General features: G+C 38.6%; 20 protein-coding genes, 1 tRNA gene, 1 rRNA gene and 1 pseudogene. 10 read left to right on the plus strand and 13 right to left on the minus strand.

What is annotated here, in order from left to right; all coding sequences use genetic code 11:
• Nucleotides 1-24: 24 nt before the first annotated feature.
• Together H6G06_RS27645 and H6G06_RS23955 are read right to left on the minus strand one after the other, a co-directional pair.
• Entirely contained in the window at nucleotides 25-225 is a 201-nt protein-coding gene (locus H6G06_RS27645) for a type II toxin-antitoxin system RelE/ParE family toxin (RefSeq protein ID WP_338422983.1), read from the minus strand.
• A gap of 89 nt (nucleotides 226-314) precedes the next feature.
• Complete coding sequence (locus tag H6G06_RS23955; protein ID WP_190564568.1) at nucleotides 315-545, minus strand: addiction module protein; 231 nt, start codon at nucleotides 543-545, stop codon at nucleotides 315-317.
• Nucleotides 546-580: 35 nt separating this feature from the next.
• Here H6G06_RS23955 and H6G06_RS27650 point away from each other — a divergent pair, with 35 nt between their 5' ends.
• The 3 genes from H6G06_RS27650 to H6G06_RS23970 all read left to right on the plus strand — a co-directional run bounded on the left by H6G06_RS27650 (nucleotide 581) and on the right by H6G06_RS23970 (nucleotide 1544).
• Nucleotides 581-799 (plus strand): hypothetical protein, encoded by a 219-nt coding sequence (locus tag H6G06_RS27650; protein WP_242039838.1) that lies wholly within the window; start codon nucleotides 581-583, stop codon nucleotides 797-799.
• A 129-nt stretch (nucleotides 800-928) separates the two neighbouring features.
• Nucleotides 929-1135, plus strand: coding sequence for a hypothetical protein (locus tag H6G06_RS23965; protein WP_190564569.1), 207 nt, complete (start codon nucleotides 929-931; stop codon nucleotides 1133-1135).
• Between the two features lie 4 nt (nucleotides 1136-1139).
• Nucleotides 1140-1544, plus strand: a complete 405-nt coding sequence (locus tag H6G06_RS23970) for a PIN domain-containing protein (RefSeq protein WP_190564570.1) — start codon at nucleotides 1140-1142, stop codon at nucleotides 1542-1544.
• A 120-nt stretch (nucleotides 1545-1664) separates the two neighbouring features.
• Here H6G06_RS23970 and H6G06_RS23975 read toward each other — a convergent pair.
• Nucleotides 1665-2158: pseudogene (locus H6G06_RS23975) on the minus strand (AAA-like domain-containing protein); the annotation flags it as partial.
• Nucleotides 2159-2218: 60 nt separating this feature from the next.
• Nucleotides 2219-3037 (minus strand): bifunctional hydroxymethylpyrimidine kinase/phosphomethylpyrimidine kinase, encoded by an 819-nt coding sequence (gene thiD, locus H6G06_RS23980; RefSeq protein WP_190564571.1) that lies wholly within the window; start codon nucleotides 3035-3037, stop codon nucleotides 2219-2221.
• Between the two features lie 135 nt (nucleotides 3038-3172).
• On the opposite strand from thiD, the gene upp reads away from it, so the two are divergent.
• The 3 genes from upp to H6G06_RS23995 all read left to right on the plus strand — a co-directional run bounded on the left by upp (nucleotide 3173) and on the right by H6G06_RS23995 (nucleotide 4616).
• Nucleotides 3173-3823, plus strand: a complete 651-nt coding sequence (upp, locus tag H6G06_RS23985; RefSeq protein WP_190564585.1) for a uracil phosphoribosyltransferase — start codon at nucleotides 3173-3175, stop codon at nucleotides 3821-3823.
• A 37-nt stretch (nucleotides 3824-3860) separates the two neighbouring features.
• On the plus strand, nucleotides 3861-4205 hold the full coding sequence (locus H6G06_RS23990) for a ssl2009 family thylakoid membrane protein (protein ID WP_190564572.1): 345 nt from the start codon (nucleotides 3861-3863) through the stop codon (nucleotides 4203-4205).
• Between the two features lie 132 nt (nucleotides 4206-4337).
• Nucleotides 4338-4616: a YggT family protein gene (locus H6G06_RS23995; protein ID WP_190564573.1), complete on the plus strand. Its 279-nt coding sequence runs from the start codon at nucleotides 4338-4340 to the stop codon at nucleotides 4614-4616.
• Nucleotides 4617-4725: 109 nt separating this feature from the next.
• On the opposite strand, the gene H6G06_RS24000 is transcribed toward H6G06_RS23995, so the two are convergent.
• The gene (locus H6G06_RS24000) at nucleotides 4726-5157 is read right to left on the minus strand and encodes a biotin carboxylase (protein ID WP_190564574.1); all 432 of its coding nucleotides are present in this window, start codon (nucleotides 5155-5157) and stop codon (nucleotides 4726-4728) included.
• Nucleotides 5158-5293: 136 nt separating this feature from the next.
• Between H6G06_RS24000 and H6G06_RS24005 the strand changes: the two genes are divergently transcribed.
• Nucleotides 5294-5902, plus strand: coding sequence for a hypothetical protein (locus H6G06_RS24005; RefSeq protein ID WP_190564575.1), 609 nt, complete (start codon nucleotides 5294-5296; stop codon nucleotides 5900-5902).
• A gap of 236 nt (nucleotides 5903-6138) precedes the next feature.
• Here H6G06_RS24005 and H6G06_RS24010 read toward each other — a convergent pair whose 3' ends face one another.
• Nucleotides 6139-6915, minus strand: a complete 777-nt coding sequence (locus tag H6G06_RS24010) for an ABC transporter permease (RefSeq protein WP_190564576.1) — start codon at nucleotides 6913-6915, stop codon at nucleotides 6139-6141.
• Nucleotides 6916-7125: 210 nt separating this feature from the next.
• Here H6G06_RS24010 and H6G06_RS24015 point away from each other — a divergent pair, with 210 nt between their 5' ends.
• A complete protein-coding gene (locus H6G06_RS24015) occupies nucleotides 7126-8274 on the plus strand; it encodes a DegT/DnrJ/EryC1/StrS family aminotransferase (RefSeq protein ID WP_190564577.1) in 1149 nt (382 codons plus the stop codon).
• Between the two features lie 601 nt (nucleotides 8275-8875).
• Here the strand turns inward: H6G06_RS24015 and H6G06_RS24020 are convergent.
• The 3 genes from H6G06_RS24020 to H6G06_RS24030 all read right to left on the minus strand — a co-directional run bounded on the left by H6G06_RS24020 (nucleotide 8876) and on the right by H6G06_RS24030 (nucleotide 12726).
• Nucleotides 8876-9622, minus strand: coding sequence for a DUF561 domain-containing protein (locus H6G06_RS24020; RefSeq protein WP_190564578.1), 747 nt, complete (start codon nucleotides 9620-9622; stop codon nucleotides 8876-8878).
• A 293-nt stretch (nucleotides 9623-9915) separates the two neighbouring features.
• A complete protein-coding gene (locus H6G06_RS24025) occupies nucleotides 9916-11733 on the minus strand; it encodes an ABC transporter permease family protein (protein WP_190564579.1) in 1818 nt (605 codons plus the stop codon).
• Between the two features lie 42 nt (nucleotides 11734-11775).
• Nucleotides 11776-12726: an ABC transporter ATP-binding protein gene (locus H6G06_RS24030; protein ID WP_190564580.1), complete on the minus strand. Its 951-nt coding sequence runs from the start codon at nucleotides 12724-12726 to the stop codon at nucleotides 11776-11778.
• Nucleotides 12727-13013: 287 nt separating this feature from the next.
• On the opposite strand from H6G06_RS24030, the gene H6G06_RS24035 reads away from it, so the two are divergent.
• Entirely contained in the window at nucleotides 13014-16013 is a 3000-nt protein-coding gene (locus tag H6G06_RS24035; RefSeq protein ID WP_190564581.1) for a tetratricopeptide repeat protein, read from the plus strand.
• 41 nt (nucleotides 16014-16054) lie between these two features.
• Here H6G06_RS24035 and H6G06_RS24040 read toward each other — a convergent pair.
• Together H6G06_RS24040 and H6G06_RS24045 are read right to left on the minus strand one after the other, a co-directional pair.
• Nucleotides 16055-16139 (minus strand) — tRNA-Ser (locus tag H6G06_RS24040).
• A gap of 58 nt (nucleotides 16140-16197) precedes the next feature.
• On the minus strand, nucleotides 16198-17127 hold the full coding sequence (locus tag H6G06_RS24045; protein WP_190564582.1) for a TIGR04168 family protein: 930 nt from the start codon (nucleotides 17125-17127) through the stop codon (nucleotides 16198-16200).
• A 151-nt stretch (nucleotides 17128-17278) separates the two neighbouring features.
• Between H6G06_RS24045 and nadA the strand changes: the two genes are divergently transcribed.
• Nucleotides 17279-18241: a quinolinate synthase NadA gene (gene nadA, locus H6G06_RS24050; protein ID WP_190564583.1), complete on the plus strand. Its 963-nt coding sequence runs from the start codon at nucleotides 17279-17281 to the stop codon at nucleotides 18239-18241.
• 101 nt (nucleotides 18242-18342) lie between these two features.
• On the opposite strand, the gene H6G06_RS24055 is transcribed toward nadA, so the two are convergent.
• Entirely contained in the window at nucleotides 18343-19305 is a 963-nt protein-coding gene (locus H6G06_RS24055) for a hypothetical protein (RefSeq protein ID WP_422387063.1), read from the minus strand.
• Nucleotides 19306-19479: 174 nt separating this feature from the next.
• Nucleotides 19480-19576 (minus strand): 5S ribosomal RNA (rrf, locus tag H6G06_RS28175); the annotation flags it as partial.

The following is a 19576-nucleotide window of genomic DNA, read 5'->3' on the forward strand; positions in this document are numbered from 1 at the left end:
TCTGATAGCTATTATTTCCAGCTATTATTTAATACGTTCTTGCCAATATTCAGGTTTTCGGCTACAGTGCATAACTGCAATAATTAAAATGTATTCATCTTCTATGGTATAGAGTATTGCATAGGGAAATTTACGAACTAAACACCGACGAATATCTTCATCAGTGACAGGATAGCGTTTAGGTGATTTAATAATTCTAAAAATGGCATCTTCAACAGAATTGATAAAATTTTGTGCTAGTTAAATATTCTTTTCCGCATAAAATTGAACAGCTTCTGAGTATTCTGTTAATGCCGCAGGATGAAAATTATATTTCATTTTTCTAAAATTCGTCTAACTTGAGATAAAGCTTCTTCTCCAGGTATTGACTCAACTGTATGATTACGAATTTCATCACGGCGTTTTTTAGCTTCTATATTCCATAGATTTTGTGTGTTTTCATCAATATCATATTCTAGACTTTCAATGAGTTTTTCTACTAACAATACTCTGGTAGTATTAGGTAAAGATAAGGCTTCTTGAATCAATTCCTCGACTGATAGCATAATGATTTCTTCCAGTAAAAGTTAGCAGTTATCTGATGCCACGACCAAAACGAGACTTAATACTAGGATACAGCTATCATGTCACCACTCGCTGTAATAACCGTGAATTTAAATTAACTCGTCACGAATGCCGTCAGGTGTTCCTTTTTTGGGGTTTTACCTCAAAGTTTATTAAGAATGTTAAAAAGCATAGTGTAGGGACAAGTAGTGTACCAGTGATGAATTATATACTATTTTGGTATGTTTTACATTAGTGATGAGTAGGTTGGGTTTAATGCAGTGAAAACCAACAGAATCAATGAAGCGATAAAGTGGAGTAACGGAAAGCTGGAAATTGGTAGATTATGCTATAATTGGACAATGATTAAATGGTTAGAGATTTTATGATAACATTGCAAGAAATTATCAATTCATTAGCAAGTTTGTCAAAAGAAGATCAAGATTTTCTATTTGAAACACTTTGCAAAAGAAGAGAAGAAGAAACTAAGCAAGTTATAATTCATTCCTTACGAGGAAAGTATTCTCATCTGGCGACAAGTAGCGATGACTTTGCAGGTAAGAAACAGTCAGAGATTGCTTTAGAAAATTAGCAAGATGAATATTATTTTAGATGCTTGTGCTTTAATTGCTTTTTTTAGAAATGAACAAGGTGCAGAAATTGTAGAACATTATTTATCTGATAATCAATATATTTGCATGATTCATGCCATTAATTTATGTGAAGTTTATTATAATTTTCTGCGAACGGGAGGAAATACAATTGCAGATGCTCTTGTTGAAGATATACAATCTTTAGGGCTGGTTATTCGAGATGATTTGAATGTCAGTTTTTGGCGACAGGTAGGAGGTTATAAGGCAAGTATTAGAAGAATTTCTCTAGCAGATTGTTTTGCATTAACTCTGGCTAATCGAGAAAGTGGTATTCTAGTTACTTCAGATCGGAAAGAGTTTGAACCGGTTGTTCCTCTTAATATTTGTCAGATTAATTTTATTCGTTAGTTTATTGGAATTCTGCTGAATATTCTGTTAATGCCGCAGGATGAAAGTTATATTTCATTCTTATAAGATTCGTCTGACTTGAGATTATGATTATCATTTATCTGCTACAGTCAAAAAGGCACGAATTAAAGCAAAGAAATCATCAACCGGAAAATTTAAACTGAGAATACTATCAATCTCATCAATAAAAATAACAATTTGTGTAGGAATTAATTTTAAAACTTTATCAATAAACTTACCAAAAACCTGTACATTAGAAAGTCGTTTATTTTCTTCCCATAAAGCCTCTAAATAAAATTGATTATCTAATTTTAAACTTTCAGAGTATTATTAATAATACCATTATACCATTGTTCAGAAGTTAATCCTGATGTACCAATTGCGGTTAAATTTATAGCCACACAAGCAATTTCTTCAAGTTTTAATCTTTGCATTGTGCGGACACGCAAACTTGATTTTCCCATCTGTCGAGAGTTCAGCACAAAACAAAACTCCCCAGCTTTCACAGCTTGATATAAATCATCATCAGCTTTGCGTGTAACGTATGTAGGTGCATTAGGTGGAAGACTCCCACCAAATTGATATTGATAGTTTTCAGGAACATGGGAATTCATAGTTTTATATCCTGTTAATCCTTTAATCCTGGATATCCTGATTCTGACATTTTTTAATTTTTATTTCTCCAACAACGGGAAAAAATGCCCCACGGGTCCTTGTCCCTTCCCAATATCCAAAGAATAAGTCAACGCAGTTGTTACATATTCCTTCGCTTCTTGTACTGCTGTCCACAAATCTTTACCCAAAGCTAAATTAGCAGTAATAGCAGCTGATAAAGTACAACCAGTACCATGAGTATTTTTCGTTTCTACCTGTTTTGTCCTCAAAATTTCCAATCTTTCCCCATCAAACCAAACATCCACCCCTTTCAACCCTCCAGACATTCCCCCACCTTTAACTAAAACCGCCTTCGTACCTAAATTTTTATGTATAATTTGGGCTGCATTTTGCATATCCTCTAAAGAAACAATCTCTAATCCGCTTAAAATCTGGGCTTCATAGCGATTTGGTGTAATAATAGCCGCTTGGGGAATCAGTTCATGACGCAGAGTTTGTATAGCATCATCATCAATCAATTGCGCCCCCGTCCGTGATACCATCACTGGGTCAACCACTAAATTATTAATTTGTAAAGTTCTCACCTCCTGCGCTACAGCCAAAATAATTTCCTGATTAAGCAACATTCCCGTTTTCGCAGCTTGCACCCCAATATCCTCAACCACCGCCCGAATTTGGGCTATAACAGCCTCTGAAGGCATGGCATCAACCCGGAACACACCCAGAGTATTTTGGGCTGTAATGCAAGTAATAGCACTGGTTCCGTGAACACAATGAAAAGCAAAAGTTCTTAAATCAGTTTGAATACCCGCACCTCCACCACTATCCGAACCAGCAATAGTTAAAGCTACAGGTATCGATGTCTTGTTCGTTTTCATAGGGAATAGAGATTGGGGACTGGGGGAAAATTTTAATTCTTTCTACTGACTTCTTGATATCCTGACTCCTGACTCCTGAAAAGATTATGATTGATTTTCAGTTCCTTTATAATGACAGTCCGCCCCTTTTTGGCTATGACACAACAATTGCTTGTTTATGTTCCACCCCACCCCTTAATCAAGCACTGGCTGGCAGTAGCTCGTGATGCGGCTACGCCTTCGGTATTATTTCGCTCTGCTATCACGGAGTTGGGACGATGGCTAACTTATGAAGCAGCGCGAGATTGGTTGCCGACGCAAGAAACCGTAGTCCAGAGTCCCTTAGCTCCTTGTGCAGCAACTTTCATTGATCCACAAGTACCTGTGGCAGTTGTGCCGATTCTCCGGGCTGGGTTAGGCTTATTGGAAGGATCGCAGACGCTGTTACCATTAGCAAAAATTTATCATCTGGGTTTGGTGCGAAATGAAGAAAGTTTAGAACCCTCTTGTTATTTGAATAAACTGCCAGAGAAATTCGACCCAGAAACAAGGGTGTTAATTACCGATCCAATGTTAGCAACAGGAGGGTCTATAATGGCAGCAATGGCAGAATTGACACAAAGGGGTGTTGATCCGGCGTTAACACGAATTGTCTGTGTGGTAGCTGCGCCACCAGCTTTACAAAAGTTGAGTGCAGCCTATCCTGGCTTAACAGTTTACAGCGCCACGATTGATGAAACGGTTAACGAAAAGGGTTTCATTGTACCGGGCTTGGGAGATGCAGGCGATCGCATCTTTGGGACTTAATTAAGAAAGTTGCAGATTTGTTCAAGGCGGTGAAAATATGAGTCAGAAAGATGGTTTTGCCAGTGGTTTTTTACTTGGGACTATTGTTGGCGGTGTAGTTGGTGGGGTTTTGGGCGCTGTCCTGGCATCTCGACGGGATGCTGTTGCAGAGGAAGAGACAGAACTCAATAATGGCTCTATTGAAGGAAATAGAGCAGCATCCAAAAGAAGGCAGATGAGATCCGCCGCTAGTGAGGGTTTGGAAATGGAAACAGCACGGCGATCGCTTGAAGATAAAATTGCCCAACTCAATGCCACAATTGATGATGTGCGAAATCAGTTGGGCAATGTCAATGGTAGTTCGTCTAAGACAGCCGAACGTTCTCTGTCCCAAGACTCTTAAACAGCAGATGTTGAGGGGGCGAAAAACCTATTTTCGTCGATATAGCTGCTATTTCCAGATTCTTTGTCATTAGCTCCATTAAAATCAATAAATAAGACTGCTTTTAACTTTTAGTAGAAAACGAACCCATCCATGTATTTACTGATTACAACACTGGCAAAATTTGTCGAATTTTATAGCTATTTGCTACTTTTTCGGGTTTTATTAACCTGGTTCCCCCAAGTCAACTGGTCTAATCAACCATTTGCAGCCTTGAGCCAGATTAGTGACCCTTATCTCAATCTATTTCGTTCTATTATCCCCCCATTGGGTGGTATGGATTTTTCGCCCATCTTGGCCTTCCTGGTACTCAATTTGGCTGGAAGTTTTCTAGCAGGTCTGAGTCGTCTACCATTAGGACAGGGATTTTAATTAATTTCTGTAATTCCCCGGTCTTCTACAAGCCGGGGATGTATGGAAAAACGCAAAGGTCAGAATTTAATGATTTTTATCCTGACTCCCGACACCTGACTCCTGACTCCTATCTTCTCACTTGAGAGCTAAACCCAGATGCTTTAAATTGCTTCAGTTGCAATGGAGTTGGCTGATTTGCAGGTACAGAAATTCTTAACTCAAAATCACTAACACCTGGTGGAACTTCAGCAATAGAACCTAGACGGGTGCGGTTTTGTAGGATAGGGTTATTGTTAGCATCATAGATGCGTCCAAAGATATCTGCGTCATAGACTGTTTTATAAGTGCCATTTTCTGCTTTACCTGTGACGATATAGCAGTTTGCTGATCCTGAACCATTGCTAACAACAGCACCTTTTGCTAGTTCTGCTGGACAATCTTTGTACGATAGGTCAGAGAGTTTAATCTTTGTTAGTGCTAAAGCCGACGGAGTAAAAACCGACCAGAGAAAGCCGATAAAAAAAGAAATCAAGATCAGCCTCAGTGAGCGCAATCGCATAAAACACACCGTAACTTTATTAAAAGTATAAGCAACTTTTAACTTCAGCTTACCGAAATTTCCCTGTGAATTGATTAGAGAGTTGGATTTAATTTTGCAATAATTGTAAAAATAGACTCTCACTTGCTATTAGCCTATGAATCCAGATGAGATTGAAGCAGCCTTGCAAACAGCCTTTAGTCGTTGTGATGCAGCCCGCTGTCCTCTCACTGATATGCAGAAACAAATATTACTGCAAATAGTCGAGCAAATTCAGAGAAACTCAACTAGTATATTAGATACTGCTAATCCTTTGGATGAACTCACCCCAGAGGAGTTGGAAGCGTTTTTAGAGTTCGTCAAAGCCGAGGAAGAACAAAACCGCACGTGGAAGGTGCAGTTGCTTAATGATTGGCTTTTGTGCCAAGATTCGGGAAAGGTGCAGTTTATCCGCCAACGTTATGGTTTGCAGTGGTTAAATCGGGTGGAAACATACCATTTTGATAAGTATTCTTATTTGGAAGAAGCACTAAAGTTAAGAATAGGCGATCGCATTGAAGTTTCTAATGCGCTGTGGGAATGGATACCAGAGGATGACTCCTATGAGCGGGAATGGTTTCCTTGTATGGTGATTAAAGTTGATGAATTTCGTGATGGTAATGATGTTTTTACCAATTGCCAGATTCGCTTTTTTAATGGTACTGAGTATGAGATTCAAGGCGTTTATGAATGGAATCGTTATAATTGGCGTTGGCCGCAGACGTAGATAAGGCGGTAGGTGTGAAAAAAGAATAATTCAAGCCAGTAGTTCTGTTAGCTTCCACCACACCCTCCCGGAAATCAATTTCCGGGCTAATAGCTCAAGTGCGTTAAAACGCACTCTGATTAAATCAGAATCAAATTACAATTTATCTGTAAAATAGAATAAATCAAGCTTAAATAGTCGGTTAAAACCGACTTTAGCTTTTAGACAGGGAATTTATTCCCTGGCTTTTGTTGATATCACCTCACCAATTGCATAGCATCATTAAAAAACTGCCGACATAAACCTTTAGTTACAAAAATCGTCGTCAACAAATTGACCACAGCCACCATAAAAATAATTAAAATTTCATAAGATACAGCTTCTAAAGCCGATACTCCGGCTAATAACTGTCCACTGGTAAAAGTCGGTATTATCACCATCCCAATTAGCATCATTTGATTTAAAGTGGGAACAAATGCAGCTTTAATTGCATCTTTGCGGTATAGACTTACTGCTTGCTGGGGAGTTGCGCCTAAACTGAGGTGAGTTTCTATTTCCGTGGGAAATTGGTTAATGCTGCTAACTAGCCGTTCTCCTGCCACTGCTGCGGCGTTCATGGCATTAGCAAGCAATATACCACCAAGGGGAATTAAATAACGTGGTTCATACCATCTGTCTGGTTGAATAATCAAAAAATTGGTATACAGCAACGTTAAAGACGTACTTGCAAAAATTGCTACCCAGACTAAAGGTAGTACCAGAGGAATTTTTTGGCTGATGCGATTTCGTGCGACAATCGCCGTAATTGTGAGAATGATTGTTAGAATTCCCACAACAGCCCAAACATTGTCAACAGCCAAAATGAAGTCTAAAACGTATCCTAATACTATAAGTTGGAGGATGGTTCTACAGGTGGCTAATGCTAAGTTTAACTCTAGTCCTAACTTTTCCCAAGCAGATAAACCAATAGCGATCGCCATTAAAGCCACTGCTAAAACCAAATCCACAATATCTAGTTTAATCAAATCCGGCATGGTTTCTCTATTTCCTGGGATAGTCTACAGACAGGAGGAGTGGTTCGACACTTCGACCGCGCTCAGTGCATCGCTTCGCTCACCAACCAGGCAGAAGTACAACCCTATTTTAGTCATAGTTTTAGGATCAATTAATGTCGTAACTACCCTGTATACTGCTATATCACCCTTAAAAGGGTATCTTTTGTATCTGCCAATAAAATAAGAACTATGATCCAAAGTGTAAATTCCGTCCCCGCATTTGATATAAAACAGCAATATGCCTCTATTGAAGCAGAAGTGAGCAGTGCTGTTCTCGAAGTTCTCAGTTCTGGCCGTTATATTGGCGGTCCAGCAGTGGAAGGCTTTGAAAAACAGTTTGCTGCTTATCATGGTGTAAGTGAATGTGTAGCTTGTAATTCTGGTACTGATGCCCTTTATTTGGCGCTACGTGCTTTAGAGATTGGTGCAGGTGACGAAGTTATTACTACACCTTTCACCTTTTTTGCTACCACGGAAGTTATTAATGCTGTAGGTGCAACACCTGTTTTTGTTGATATTGATGCCACTACCTTTAATTTGGATGTCACCCAAATTGCAGCAGCAATTACATCCAAAACCAAGGCCATTATCCCAGTTCACCTGTTTGGTTTACCTGTGGATATGACAGATGTGATGGCGATCGCCCAATCTCATAATTTAGCAGTAATTGAAGATTGCGCTCAAGCCACCGGTGCAACTTGGGGTGGTCAAAAAGTTGGCAGCATTGGACACATAGGTTGTTTTAGTTTTTACCCAACTAAAAATCTAGGAGGTTGCGGTGATGGTGGTGCAATTACAACTAATGATAGTGCGATCGCTGCTAAACTGCGAGTATTACGAGAACATGGCAGCAAAGTTAGATACATTCATGAAGAAATAGGTGTCAACAGTCGCTTAGATGCCATTCAAGCAGTCATCCTGCAAATTAAACTGCGCTATTTAGACACCTGGAATCAACAAAGGCAACAAATAGCCGCTTATTATTATCAATCCCTCAGTCAAATTCCTGGTATCGTTCCACCCCAAGAATTATTAGGAGGAGTAGCCGTCTGGAATCAATATACCATTCGCGTTTCTAGCGCAGAAAGAAATGGTGCAAGTTCCAAATATCGGGACTGGGTAAGGACTCAACTGCAAGAAAAGGAAGTAAGCACCATGCTTTACTATCCCCGTCCTTTACATTTGCAGCCAGTTTATGAAAGTTTAGGCTATCAACCTGGACAATTACCAGTATCCGAGCAAGCTTGTCATGAAGTCATATCTTTACCCATGTTCCCAGAACTCACCCAGGAACAGCAAGATAAAGTCATTTATGCCTTGAAAGATTGTTTAAGCTAGGGATTGGGGACTGGGGACTGGGGACTGGGAACAATTTTCACCCTATACCCCACACCCTATTGCTATGCAAATGTGCGAATATTCGCAGCACGATTATCAAGGGTTCTGATCATAATAATTTTCACTTATGTTAATTCGATTTAAATTTACAAATTTAAAACTTAACGCCATTTCTCCTTTATTTTTCTTAACAATTAATTGAGAATTATTTTTATTTACTAACGAGATTGCAATAGTTTCCGGCATTTGCTATAATTTGTTCAAATTTCATAATTGGCTTTTTATAACCAATTTTGTAAACTTCATAAATTGTCATCCTCAAACCCTTAATTTATAGTTGTTTCAAAAATTCAGTCCTGAAAAAGATACAAACCTTTACAAAAAAAATCGCTGTTGCTGAAACAATTTTAGGAGTGAATTTCTCCAGAAGAAATAGATAGTACGAAATTACTCGTGACCAATAAAATAAGTTGTGTTCATCTGCGTTTTTTGTATTTCAGTCATGGAACGAAAAAAGATAGAAATGGGGAAGAAAATTTTAGATTACAGTTGGTTACATACAACCAAAATCCAAAAATCAATCCCCATTCCCTATAAACATCTATGCAAAAGTGCGAATATTTGCAGTTGCTAAAGCTTCCACCAAACCACGAACAGCAGCGATCATGGCAATTTCGCTATTGAGTTGGTTAATAGCAGAACCCACACCCACACCAGCAGCACCAGCTGCAACAGCTAAAGGTGCAGTCACATTAGAAATACCAGAAGCACACAAAACAGGTACAGAAACAGCGCGGGAAATTTGATAAGCTGCGGCTAAAGTAGGAGCAGCTTTTTCAATCAATCCCAAAGTACCACCGTGAGCAGGTTGGCTGCTAGTACCGCCTTCAGTTTGGATGATATCAGCACCAGCTTTTACCAAATCTTCAGCCAGTTGTACCTGTTGATCCAATTCCAGGATGTGAGGAACTGTCACCGATAGAGTAATTTCAGGCAATAAGGCACGAGTTTGGTAAGTTAATGCCAAAACTTCTTCAGCTTCAAATCTGCGACCTTGGGCGTAAAAAGAATCAAAATTACCGATTTCAATTAAATCAGCACCAGCAGCAACAGCTTGCACAAACTTTTCTGGTTCAACAGCAGAAACACAAACTGGTAAACTTGTTAAACTTTTCGCTAATTTAACTAAAGCCGCATCAGCAGCAATATCAACAAAAGTCGCACCACCAAACTCAGCCGCTTTTACAGTAGCAGCAACACTTTCAGCATTGAAATTATTCAAACCGCTAATTACTTTCAGGACACTGCGGTTAGCAAACGCACGTTGCAAGTTAGGAAGCATAGTCATAATTCTCATTTTGAAGCTATTGAGGTAGGAATATTTTTACACTATATGGATGCTTCAGACTAGAGGATATAGGAAGAGAGTTAGGGAGATGAGGAGAAATGAATTCAGAGCAAGTAAAAATCTTGGTGAAACAATTCTCCTTTCCCCTTCTTTCTCTGTGTTCTCTGCGCCTATGTGGTTAGATAAACTACTTTTATACCGCTGAGGCACAGAGATGGTAGAGAGAAGAAATAGATTTTTTGAGTCACGTTGAAAGGGCTAGTAACGGCTACATACAACACCCAAAACCCTGCTTAACGCCCTGCTAATAATGCCTTAGTTGCAGACTCACCCAACACCCGCACCTGTTTGTGGAATTGGAAATTTAACAAAGCAACAACAGTGAAATCAGCTAACAGCGCCATGAAAATTGTGATCATGCTAGATTGTTCTATAGCTCCCCAAGGAAAGGTAGAAAACAACCATACAGCAGGATTTTTGGCTGGGTCAATACCCAAGACAGAAAGAATAATTGGTGGTAAAGAAATTGTTCCAGCTATAGTCACAACTGCCCACACATAACGCTTGGGATTTTTCATCAACAACATTAACTGAGCAATACTGGCATAAATCAGCATTAAACCGATAGATAAAACCACTGTTAATAAAGCTTTACCTTTGCCAAAATCGTTGATATCTAAATCTTTCTGGGAAATAGCAATCCAGATAATTAAAGGTGTGGTAGCAATTACTAGATTGATTGCTATTGCCAATATGGCTGGGCTTTTTTCACCCCAAACTAAATCTTCCCAGAGTGATTCGTTTCTATTGTTTTGGTGTCGATATCTTGCCCAATCTTGGATATTTTGACGAATCGGTGAAAGGACAAAAATTAAACCAAAAATGAGAGCGGCATTTATTACTACTAAGAGAGATACAACTACCTCTGTTCTCTCTACTACGTTTTGCATCATCAATCCTAAAAACATCACCTGAGTAAAAGCTATAAATGAATAGCTTTGTCCCTTACTCAAGATGGTAGTTTGAGGATTACGAAAACACCTGGTTATGGCTTGCCAAATACCGTAAGCGCAAATTCCGTAATTAAGTAAATAAAAGCCGACTAAACTGGCTAAATTTTTCCCAATTGGTAAATAGAAAAATTGGAGTTTATCTAGTGGTGAACCTTGATATATACGAAACAAATTGGGAAATAGATAAGTGGTAATATCCCAAGGACTAAAAAACCTAAACCAAGCACCTGGATTATTGAAGTTATTGTTATAAGAAGCGGATGCCATCATCATTGTCATAAACAAGAACAACAAAACCCCACCACTACCAAGCCAAGGTTGAAAGCTACTAAACCAGCGACTTACTAAACCAAATAGCAGTGCTGCACTATAAAAGAAACCGCAGCAGGCAGCCATAACCGCGTAATAACTGAGAATGTTACTAGAGGCAATATTCGCGGAATGTCCAGCCCAAAAATGTAGAGGAATTGCTGTGATTACAAACAGATAAATTAAACTCGGCACTCCTAGCATTTTTCCAGCCAATAGACTGGTTTCTGACTGGGGACTGAGGCGAATAAAATTGAGTGTACCTCGATGTTCTTCTTTGGCTAAATCACTAATCAGTAAATAAGTGCCGGCAACTAATAGTGTAAAAATAAAAATTACACTAAATGCTAGAAAAGTGTATTCCCAATGATCTCGCCACCACATCTGCCAATCAATTTCGCTGGGAGGACAAAAACCTTTAGACAACTCATTTCTCAGGTTACTGAGTTGTGCGTCAACTTGTTTAATTTGTACCTGTAAATTAGGAATAATGCTGGAATCTGAAAGTTTAATTTGTCGATAGTTATTTAATTTTTGATTGAGTAGAGATTGTTGCTGGTAAAGCTGTTGTTCTTGCTGTTGGTATAATGAACTTAGACGACAGTAAGAAGCTCTTAAAGAATATTCTTCACCGGGATATTCTCGTAGTTGAAACAAAAAAACCACGAGTTGCAATAATAAAGATGAGACAACAGCAAATAAGACGTTAAATGGTTTGAGTCTTCCTTTCAGTTCTCGGAAGAGTTGGGGATTCCATTCACCTACTCTGTCGATAAAATTGAGCATCATAGAAAAAATCTCCAAAATAGAAAATTGAGAATTATTGAATTATTACGATGCTTGTTTGTGACCTAATTTGAGAAAAATAGTTTCTAGGTCTTCTTGAGTGCAGTGAAAATTGGTTAAAGGAATACTTGTACTGATGAGCGATCGCAATAATTCAGCAGTTTCTTCCTGTGTTCCTGAAAAATTAACCCGCACACTATTTTGGCTGTGTATTACCTCCCACTCTTGTACCAAAGGATAATTTTTTAGTTCTCTCACCAATACATCTATGTTGCCCAAAGTTGAGATAAAAATTTGCTGTCGGGCTAAACGTTGATAAAGTGTTTGCAGTGAAGCACTTTCTACGAGAAAGCCTAGTTCCATAATGCCCACGGAAGTACATAACTCTGCTAAGTCGCTGAGAACATGGGAAGAAATTAATATTGTCATCCCAGCTTCTCGCAAAGCTTTGATAATTTCCCGAAACTGCATCCTCGCAATGGGATCAAGTCCAGAAACCGGCTCATCTAAAAGTAGTAAAATCGGTTCATGGATAATAGTCCGTGCTAAACTCAGACGCTGTTTCATCCCTCGTGATAGGGTAGAAATCATGCTGTTGCGTTTATTACCAAGTTGGATCAGTTCTAAAACTTCATGTAAGCGTTGGGTGCGGCGCGGTTGCCGTAAGCGGTATAAACGAGCAAAATAATCTAAGTAGTCCCAGACGGTTAAATCTTCATACAGTGGGTAGTCGTCGGGTAAGTAACCAAGATGACGCTTGAGGGTGGGGTTGCTGTGATCACGTAGTAAGCGATCGCCATTAATATAAATCTCACCCGTAGTAGGTTCTTCAGCAGCGGCTAACATCCGAATTAGGGTTGTTTTACCAGCGCCATTAGGACCTATTAATCCGTAAACTTCGCCCATCTGAATTTCTAAGTCCACATCATTGACAGCAACGTGGCGTTCAAATTGTTTAGTTAGTCCAGTGGTGCGAATTGCTATTTCTTTTACCATAGCTGCTGGGGTGCGGCTTGTGTTTAACAGTTAAGCTAACCTGTTTCTACAGCAGTTATAACTCTCGTTTCGGAAATTGAAACTGGGATGAGGTTTTTTTGGTATTTAGGTATAAATTATCGCTGGTATTAAAATTACTCTTAAATATATTTTTTTACTATTTTTAAGTAATATTACAAATATTAAATAAATCTAGCCAATCTCCAATACGGAAAGAATAAACTAATAAAAAACTACTTATAACAGAGTTATAAGAATATACGTTAACATCTACCCTAATTTAATTTATGCGAAGCGAAAATTTACAAGAGCTAATTAAAGAACAAGAGGGGCTAAAGCTAGATTTCAAACGAGAGTTACATAAACTTTATCACCATGATAAAGATTATAGAAAAAAGCAAAGGGATGAATTTATTAGAGATATCTTGTCATTAACTAATGGCAATTTCGGTACTGCGGACAAAATCGGATATTTAATTATAGGGGTTGGGGATGAATTAAAAACTGATGGTACAAGAGATTTATTTAATGTCGAGCGTATATTAAATCCCAAACAAATTCTGCAAAGGGTGAATTATGCCTGCTATCCACCAATACCAGATATTCATTGTGAAAGTGTCAAATTGGATGGTAACAATATTTTTTTAATTTCTATACCTCCCAGTCCTCATTTACATAGAACGACTAGAGAGCTAATAACACCTAGTTCCAGCTATCCAGCAGGAACTACATTTATAAGACGTAATGAAGAAATATATCCTGCTACTACAGAAGAATGTGACGTTATTTTAAAAGAGAAAGAAAAAGTATTTTCAATTTCAATGAGGCGTAAAATTTATGACAATATACCACATAGTAATATAGTTAGTTTTTTAGGAAGAGAAGAAGAAGTTAAAAAATTGTATGAGCTTACTAATCAACATGATACTGTAGCTATTGTTGGTATGTCAGGGGTTGGTAAGACAGAATTAGCAAATCAATTTGTAAGGCAGCACCTAAATACTTTGGGTGATAATTATGGAGGTGTTTGCTGGATCAAGGCGAAAAATGGTGACGCAGGACTTCAGATAGTTAGTTTTGCTCGTAGTGTTTTAGGATTAAACCCACCAGAAGATTTTGAATTAATTGATAAACTACAATATTGTTGGCGAAATTGGCCATCTGGAAAAGTATTTTTAGTATTTGACGATATTTCCAACTACAAAACACAGATTAAACCTTATTTACCACCTACATCTTCATCCTTTAAGGTTTTGCTGACAGCACGTGAAAATTTGGGAAGAGGTATAGTATCTTTGAGGCTTGATGAACTCAAACGAGAAGCTGCATTAAAATTATTAGAATCTTTAATTGATGATCAAGAAAGATTTAAAAATGAGTTTGAGATAGCTGAACAAATTTGTAAATGGTTAGGCTATTTACCTTTAGCTATAGAGCTAGTAGGAACTTATCTATGGAAACATACTAATTTGCCTCTTACAAGAATGTTATCACTACTAGAGCAAAAAGGATTAGAACATAAAGTCTTTAAAGAAAATGACGAAACATTAAATGCTCCATTAGGTTTAAATGCTGTCTTTGAAGTGAGTTGGGAGAATTTAACTTCATTAGCCCAACAATTAGGCTTTATGCTATCTTTATTTGCTCAAGCAGATATTCCTTGGTGGCTGATTCAACAAGCATACAATCATCTTCAATTATCGGAAGATGAAGAAACTGAACAGGAAAAATTAGAAGAGGCAAGATTAGATTTATTAAGTTGCCATCTTTTGCAGTTTTCTGGAAATGATACTTATCATTTACATCCCCTTATTCGTAAATTTTTTAAGATGAAGCAAGGCAACTTACAGCAGGTAAATGACATACAGATAGGCTTTGTACAGGGAATGGTATCAGTCGGATATCAAATTACACAACCTCTCAGTCGCCAACAAGTTAATGTATTTACTCCTGCTATACCTCATTTGTTAGAAGTAGCTCAAGACAAAAATTTGAGGGGATTAATTAAAGATGATGATTTTCTTGTTATTTTTTCTGGATTAGGAATTTTTTATAAGAACCAAGGTTTTTATCATCTAGCAGAAACTTGGTTTGCGTCAGGGTTATCTCTTACTCAGGAGCATTTTGGAACAAACAATCTTCTTGTAGCAAGTAGCCTGAATAATTTAGCTGTTATCTATGAACTTCAAGGGCGATACCAGGAGGCTGAATCACATTATATTCAAGCTTTAAAAATTAGAAAAAAGCTATTAATTAATACACATCCTGACCTAGCAACTAGCTTCAGTAATTTAGGAGATTTGTATCGTTCTCAAGGGCGATATGAAGAATCTAAACCTCTATTACTGCAATCTTTAAAAATTAGAAAGTATGTATTTGGAGACATACATCCTGAAGTTGCAACCAGTCTCAATAATTTATCATCTTTTTACTATGCTCAAGGTCTTTATAGAGAAGCAGAACCATTATTGTTGCAATCATTGAAAATAGTCAAAAAATTAAATGGTAATAATCATCCTGAAGTCGCAACTAAACTCAATAATTTAGCTAGTATCTACCAGTTTCAAGGGCGTTACAATGAAGCAGAGCCAGTATTTCTGCAAGCTATAGAGATTGACAAACAGTGGTATGGTTTAGAACATCCTGAAGTCGCAACAGACTTAAATAATTTGGGACTTTTTTACCATGTTCAAGGTAATTATAAAAAGGCAGAATCTCTGCTTGTTGAATCCTTAGAAATTCAACAAAATTGTAAGGGTAAAGATCATCCTGATGTGGCGACTACTCTAAACTGTTTAGCTACTCTTTACCGAGAACAAAATCGCTATAATGAAGCTGAGGCTATGTTTTTGCAGGCTTTAGAAATTGATAAACGCTATAAGGCAGAAGCACATCCTGATATTATTAATGACCTCAATGGTCTTGGCAATGTTTATTTAGATCAACGCCTTTTTGATAAGGCTGAATCTCTATACTTAAAAGCATTAGAACTAGCTCGTTTAACAGGGGAATATCAACCCAATATGGTAGCTAGTTTAAAAAATCTTTCTCTTCTGTATTATTACCAAGATAGACATAAAGAAGCTGAACCACTAATGTTACAAGCATTTAAAATTTGTAAAATGCTGCTTGGCTCGAACCATCCTGAGACTGTTGATTGTTACCAAGGACTTAACATGATTCGTCATAAAATAGATAGCGCCACAAGCGCAAACTCATCTAGGTATGATCTAGATGGAAACAAAAGTAAAAATACTAACAAGCCCAAAAAATTCTGGGATTTATAGAAATTGTAAAAATAAATTCGTCATTCATCAATTTATATCAACGGAGAGGGGGAGATTCGAACTCCCGGAAGCTTTCACTTCACCTGATTTCAAGTCAGGCGCATTCGACCACTCTGCCACCTCTCCAAATTACTTGTCAGAATTGTGAAATACAAAAACTGACAAATAACATCATAACATATAATTACAGAATTGGCACTACTGAAAGAGAAGAATTATAAAAAATTTCCTCAGCAGCCACCTGGAAGTCCTTACCCACCCAAACGAGAGAAGCTTTTGTTACCACACCCCCCTCTAGGTCAACCAGGGAAAAATTCCGCAGTTTTACGCCATTTTCTTCGACAATTCGGGGTACAGTAGCGGCATTTAAATAAATTGTTCCCTCTGGACTTCTAAAAACAGCCTTCCTTTGCAGCTTTTTAGTATGGCGCAGAGTGCGGTGCATATGACCAAAAGTGACTAGGGAAACAGTTTTCTTCATGTTGAGACTTTGAGAAATCGCTTCTGCTAAATCTGGATCACCAAAATCACCACCGATAGGATGCCAATCTTTTCCACAGGGGTCTTCAGGGCGATCGCCTAAACCACTCGGTCCATTGTGTCCTAGAAAAATAATATTTTCACAAGTAACGCTTTTCACCACTTGCACGATTTTATCTGCGGACTCCTCCAGACTAGAGACACCATACCGTTCTTTACAGATATCAGCAAATCTCCATTCTGGTCCACCCCAGGTAAAAGGACGACCACCCACTACAGTTAAATTCCAATCTGGAAAATCCAACTTACCATAACCGACTTGGGCAGATCCTAATAAATCGAGTTGTTCCTGTACCCAGTCTTCCTTAGTGCGGTCGTAGGGACACTTTTTCCGTCCCCATTCAGTAGCAGTGTACCATGCGTCGTGGTTGCCCATTACCGCTGCTTTGGGAATATCCAGGGAAGCGATCGCTCTGACCACATCCACTGACTCATTCCCGAAATCTCCGACAAACAGCACCAAATCAACACCCAGATGCTTGAGTGCTATACCGTCTTCTACTTCCCATTGGTCGTGAACATCGCCAATTACAGCAATTTTGAGGGTTATTGATTGAGTTTTCTGACTTGTCATGCCACTTTAAAAAGCCGTATATCTCCAGGATATGAAACTCTACCGGATTTGGACATAAATTGCCCACATCAACCGTCTACTATTTTTGGTAAAAACTACTATAATTGAATCCACAAGGTAATATAATTTTACAAAAAAGCAGTTCTTAATTGTGTTTACAACTACACTGGCTCGACCACAGGGTACACTACCACTAGATTTATTTGCCGCTATTGAGGATCTAAAAACAGAACTCAACGCGGTGATATTAGCGCATTACTATCAAGATCCAGATATACAGGATATTGCAGATTTTATTGGCGATTCTTTACAATTAGCAAGAGCAGCAGCACAGACCAATGCAGATGTGATTGTATTTGCTGGTGTTCACTTTATGGCAGAAACAGCAAAAATCCTCAATCCTGATAAATTGGTGCTGTTACCAGATTTAAATGCTGGTTGTTCTTTAGCTGATAGTTGTCCTCCAGATCAGTTTGCAGCTTTTAAAGCCGCACACCCAGATCATCTAGTAATTTCTTACATTAATTGCTCTGCCGAAATCAAGGCCATGAGCGATATTATCTGCACCAGTTCCAACGCTGTGAAAATTGTCCAGCAAATACCCAAAGAACAGCCGATTATTTTCGCTCCAGACCGGAACTTGGGACGGTATGTGATGGAACAAACAGGACGGGATATGCTGTTATGGCAAGGTAGCTGCATTGTCCATGAGACATTTTCGGAAAAGAAAATTGTTGAGTTAAAAATCACACATCCACAAGCGGAAGCGATCGCTCATCCAGAATGTGAAACCAGCGTTTTACGTCATGCCAACTATATTGGCTCTACAGCGGCTTTACTTAATTATTGTCAAAAAAGCCCTAGCCAGGAATTTATCGTGGCTACAGAGCCAGGAATCATTCACCAGATGCAAAAATTAGCACCGGGTAAACACTTTATTCCTGCACCACCACAGAATAACTGCAATTGTAACGAATGTCCGTTTATGCGGTTAAATACCCTAGAAAAGCTGTACTTAGCCATGAAAAACCGCACCCCGGAAATTACCATGTCAGAGGATATCCGTCTGGCTGCACTGCGACCAATGCAACGGATGTTAGAAATGAGTGTTTAAGAGGAATTCAAGGAGTATGGCTAACGCCACGCTTCGCTATCAGGAGTTCAGGAAAAAGAAGGTAGAAGGCAGAAGTTCTCTAATTTACTTTTGCCTCTTCCCTATTCCCTCTTCCCTGATCCCATCTTTTCTGCTTCTTGCTGTCCTGCCTTACTATATTCCCTGTATAACTTAGTGCGAATTTGTGCCTCTTGATAGCGGCTATGACTGGGCGGAACCTGATTCATTAAATCAGAAGCCCTTTGCCATTTAGCGGCTAATTCCAACCACTGAGTTGAAGTTGTAGCTGTTTTACCAGCAGCAGAGGCTTGATTCGCAAGTCTCACAGCATCTGCAAATGTGTCATGAGATGTATCATTTGCAGGTTGAGCAGGACTTTTTTTTGCAGCAGAGGACGATACTTGTGATTTAACCTCACTTGCTGTTTTCACAGATGAAGAGATTTGTAATGGTATAAGATTTTTGATGGTATTACCTAAACGTTCATCAAACAACCCAGCTAGGAAAAGCAATGCACACAAACTAACAGACCCAATGATCAGCTTGTTGGTTGCATCCTTGTGTTTATCCTTATTGGTTAGTAAAGATTGAGCTTTAGGTAAAATGGGTTTTCCAAATTCAGTATAGGCGGCTGTGATATCTTGAATTAATCGCTGGAAAATACTAGGCTGAGATAAGGTAATTTCTTGTGACCAAAGTAATTGATTTTCGCTCTCGCGGTTAATTTCCTCCAACCACAGTAACTGCTCTTCCCGAACAATGCGACTGTTGATATTAACTTTGCGTATGTTACGCGGTGCGATAGAATCCAAAATTTCCTGGATTTTCTGCACCAGCGTAGATTGCTCAAGCTGCTCTACCTTAGCCGCCTCACACAACAGTTGTAATACACCATCAGCAAAAATCGCTCTAGTTCTGACACCAGACATAACTAGCCTTTCGTTCAATACCTGAATAATCGCAGCAACGCTGCCCTGGTGAGCTTGCCAAGCGATATCGTTTATCTGATCTACCATTTGAGATTTAGTGATAGCTCTTGCACCCTGACCTGTTAACTGACTCATTAATTTAGGACTCTATTCTCACGAACTTCACCTAGTCTAAAATTGTATGAGTAAATAGAATAAGTTGCCAGATAAAATTACAGCCCCATATTAAAAATCACCATCACATCTGGAGACAGACAAACAAAAGCCCCCTCTAAATAAACCAATAGAGGAGGCTTTTGAAAAAAATAAACCTGGCATCGAGCTATTTTGGCGTGGGGCAACCCCCAGACTATCGTTGCCGCAGCGGCGTTTCACCTCTGAGTTCGGGAAGGGATCAGTGTGGTTC

The sequence above is a fragment of the Anabaena sphaerica FACHB-251 genome (assembly GCF_014696825.1).
Classification (GTDB): Bacteria; Cyanobacteriota; Cyanobacteriia; order Cyanobacteriales; family Nostocaceae; genus RDYJ01.

Bases quoted from the DNA above. Each gene is read 5' to 3' on its own strand.
- H6G06_RS23955 (WP_190564568.1), bottom strand. From the start codon at position 545: ATGCTATCAGTCGAGGAATTGATTCAAGAAGCCTTATCTTTACCTAAT.
- H6G06_RS27650 (WP_242039838.1), top strand. From the start codon at position 581: ATGCCACGACCAAAACGAGACTTAATACTAGGATACAGCTATCATGTC.
- H6G06_RS23965 (WP_190564569.1), top strand. From the start codon at position 929: ATGATAACATTGCAAGAAATTATCAATTCATTAGCAAGTTTGTCAAAA.
- H6G06_RS23970 (WP_190564570.1), top strand. From the start codon at position 1,140: ATGAATATTATTTTAGATGCTTGTGCTTTAATTGCTTTTTTTAGAAAT.
- thiD (WP_190564571.1), bottom strand. From the start codon at position 3,037: ATGAAAACGAACAAGACATCGATACCTGTAGCTTTAACTATTGCTGGT.
- upp (WP_190564585.1), top strand. From the start codon at position 3,173: ATGACACAACAATTGCTTGTTTATGTTCCACCCCACCCCTTAATCAAG.
- H6G06_RS23990 (WP_190564572.1), top strand. From the start codon at position 3,861: ATGAGTCAGAAAGATGGTTTTGCCAGTGGTTTTTTACTTGGGACTATT.
- H6G06_RS23995 (WP_190564573.1), top strand. From the start codon at position 4,338: ATGTATTTACTGATTACAACACTGGCAAAATTTGTCGAATTTTATAGC.
- H6G06_RS24000 (WP_190564574.1), bottom strand. From the start codon at position 5,157: ATGCGATTGCGCTCACTGAGGCTGATCTTGATTTCTTTTTTTATCGGC.
- H6G06_RS24005 (WP_190564575.1), top strand. From the start codon at position 5,294: ATGAATCCAGATGAGATTGAAGCAGCCTTGCAAACAGCCTTTAGTCGT.
- H6G06_RS24010 (WP_190564576.1), bottom strand. From the start codon at position 6,915: ATGCCGGATTTGATTAAACTAGATATTGTGGATTTGGTTTTAGCAGTG.
- H6G06_RS24015 (WP_190564577.1), top strand. From the start codon at position 7,126: ATGATCCAAAGTGTAAATTCCGTCCCCGCATTTGATATAAAACAGCAA.
- H6G06_RS24020 (WP_190564578.1), bottom strand. From the start codon at position 9,622: ATGACTATGCTTCCTAACTTGCAACGTGCGTTTGCTAACCGCAGTGTC.
- H6G06_RS24025 (WP_190564579.1), bottom strand. From the start codon at position 11,733: ATGATGCTCAATTTTATCGACAGAGTAGGTGAATGGAATCCCCAACTC.
- H6G06_RS24030 (WP_190564580.1), bottom strand. From the start codon at position 12,726: ATGGTAAAAGAAATAGCAATTCGCACCACTGGACTAACTAAACAATTT.
- H6G06_RS24035 (WP_190564581.1), top strand. From the start codon at position 13,014: ATGCGAAGCGAAAATTTACAAGAGCTAATTAAAGAACAAGAGGGGCTA.
- H6G06_RS24045 (WP_190564582.1), bottom strand. From the start codon at position 17,127: ATGACAAGTCAGAAAACTCAATCAATAACCCTCAAAATTGCTGTAATT.
- H6G06_RS24055 (WP_422387063.1), bottom strand. From the start codon at position 19,305: ATGAGTCAGTTAACAGGTCAGGGTGCAAGAGCTATCACTAAATCTCAA.